This is a genomic window from Dietzia maris, from assembly GCF_014144855.1.
Classification (GTDB): Bacteria; Actinomycetota; Actinomycetes; order Mycobacteriales; family Mycobacteriaceae; genus Dietzia; species Dietzia kunjamensis.
Genome location: NZ_JAALDN010000298.1, coordinates 1 through 2442 on the forward strand (window position 1 = coordinate 1; position 2442 = coordinate 2442).

Below are 2442 nucleotides of genomic sequence, written 5' to 3' on the forward strand. Positions count from 1 at the left end.
AAGTCGAAAACGGGGCCGGTGGCGTATCGGCCCGGAGAAACGACCCGGGAGGGGGCAGCGATGAGCACTGCCACAGGACACGGCACGACGGTCGCGCCGCGGCCGGACACCACCGTCGGGCGGCTCGACTCGCCCCTGGCCGCGAGGATCCGCCATGACGGCTCGGTGTACACGGGCGTCGAGCCCGACTCGGAGTGGGCCGCCGAGATCCGCCGCCTCGCCGCCGAGCGCGACGCGGTGATCCTCGCCCACAACTACGAGGTCCCCGCCATCCAGGACATCGCCCACCACGTGGGGGACTCCCTGGCCCTGTCGCGCATCGCCGCGGAGGCCGAGCAGTCGACCATCATCTTCTGCGGCGTCCACTTCATGGCGGAGACCGCCAAGATCCTCTCCCCGGACAAGACCGTCCTCATCCCCGACGAGGCCGCGGGCTGCTCACTGGCCGATTCCATCACCGCCGAGCAGTTGGCCGAGTGGAAGTCCGAGCACCCGGACGCCGTGGTGGTCTCCTACGTCAACACCACCGCCGCGGTGAAGGCCCTCACCGACATCTGCTGCACGAGCTCCAATGCGGTCGAGGTCGTCGAGTCGATCGACCCGGGCCGCGAGGTGCTGTTCCTTCCCGACCAGTTCCTCGGTGCGCACGTCCGGCGCAAGACGGGCCGCGAGAACGTCCTCGTGTGGGCGGGCGAGTGCCACGTCCACGCGGCGATCAACGGTGACCAGCTCACCGCCAAGTCGGAGGCCCACCCGGGTGCCGAGCTGTTCGTCCACCCCGAGTGCGGCTGCGCGACGAGCGCCCTGCACCTGGCCACCGAGGGTGCGGTCCCCGCCGATCAGGTCAAGATCCTGTCCACCGGAGGGATGGTTGACGCCGCCCGCGCCTCGGGGGCCAGCGAGGTCCTCGTGGCGACCGAGATCGGGATGATCCACCAGCTGCGCAAGGCCGCGCCCGAGATCGACTTCCTGCCGGTCAACGACCAGGCCAGCTGCCCCTACATGAAGATGATCACCCCGGCCGCGCTCCTGCGCGCCCTCGTCGAGGGTGCCGACGAGGTGCACGTCGATCCCGCCACGGCCGAGGCCGCGCGCGGGTCCGTCGAGCGGATGATCGCCATCGGCAACCCGGGGTCGGGGGAGTGAGCGGCGCTGCACCCGGGGCCGACGACGACGAGCTCTTCGATCCCGACACCCGTGCGGACGCCCTGATCGCGGTTCGTCGTGCCCTCGAGGAGGACCTGCGATACGGCCCGGATGCCACGTCGCTGGCGACGGTGCCCGCGGACGCCCGTGCCACGGCCCGCCTTGCGACCCGCTCCGACGGCGTGGTGGCCGGGCTGCCGCTGATCGAGATGGTCCTGGCCGAGGTGCTCGGCCGGGCCGAGCCGGGGCGGGCGGATTTCTCGGTGACGCGCCACGCCCGCGACGGAGACCGCGTCTCGGCCGGCGACGTGGTGGCCGAGATCAGCGCCCCGACACTCGGTCTGCTCACCGCCGAGCGGACCCTGCTCAACCTCGTCTGTCACCTGTCGGGGGTGGCGACCGCGACCCGGGCGTGGGCCGACGAGCTCGCCGGCACGGACTGCGCCGTCCGCGACACCCGCAAGACCATGCCCGGCATGCGACTGCTGCAGAAGTACGCGGTGCGCTGCGGCGGCGGGGTCAACCACCGACTGGGCCTCGGCGACGCGGTGCTGGTCAAGGACAACCACGTGGTGGCCGCCGGCGGGGTGCTCCCGGCGTTGGCCGCGGTCCGCGAGCGCTTCCCCGACCTGCCCTGCGAGGTCGAGGTGGACTCCCTGGAGCAGCTCGACCAGATGTTGGACGCGGGCGTGAACCTGGTCCTGCTGGACAACTTCCCCGTCTGGCAGACCCAGATCGCGGTCCAGCGCCGCGACAAGGTCTCACCGGCCACCCGGCTGGAGTCCAGCGGCGGGCTGACCCTCGACGCGGCCGCCGACTACGCCCGCTGCGGGGTGGAGTTCCTGGCCGTGGGGGGCCTGACCCACTCCGTCGCGGTGCTCGATCTGGGGCTGGACATGTGAGGTCCGCCCCACCGCCGCCTTCGGGCTCGGGCGACGGGCCGCGGTCCGCGTAAAGTCGAGGACCATGACGGGGTTCTGGGACTCAGGCGAGAAGAGCACGGCATCGGAACGACGATTGCAGCGGATGGAGGAAGCCCGCCGCCGCGTGGAGGCCGGGGAGAACTCCTCGCCGCCGCCTCCGCCCGCACCCGCCAGGAGCACCCGGCCGACTCGGTCCGCCCGCGCCGCCAAGGCCCCGACCGTCGATCCGCTCGCGGTGACCGGCGCGCAGTTCGCGGTGTGGCGCAGCGTCCAGCACTTCTGCAGCACCGACTCGACGCCCGACGCCCGCGGCGCGAACCTCGACCTCTTGGTCGCCTGGTCCGACTCGATCCAGCCGTTCCGGCTCCGGCAG

General features: G+C 72.2%; 2 protein-coding genes and 1 pseudogene. All 3 read left to right on the plus strand.

Going from position 1 to position 2442, the window contains the following annotated elements; translation table 11 throughout:
- Positions 1-60 precede the first annotated feature (60 nt).
- Positions 61-1146 carry a quinolinate synthase NadA gene (gene nadA / locus G6024_RS10170; RefSeq protein WP_096905622.1) on the plus strand — a complete coding sequence of 362 codons (1086 nt, stop codon included), beginning with the start codon at positions 61-63 and terminating at the stop codon, positions 1144-1146.
- Positions 1143-2048, plus strand: coding sequence for a carboxylating nicotinate-nucleotide diphosphorylase (gene nadC / locus G6024_RS10175; RefSeq protein ID WP_430392530.1), 906 nt, complete (start codon positions 1143-1145; stop codon positions 2046-2048). The genes nadA and nadC overlap by 4 nt, the downstream gene beginning before the upstream one ends.
- A 64-nt stretch (positions 2049-2112) precedes the next feature.
- Positions 2113-2442, plus strand: a pseudogene (locus G6024_RS10180) (hypothetical protein); the annotation flags it as partial.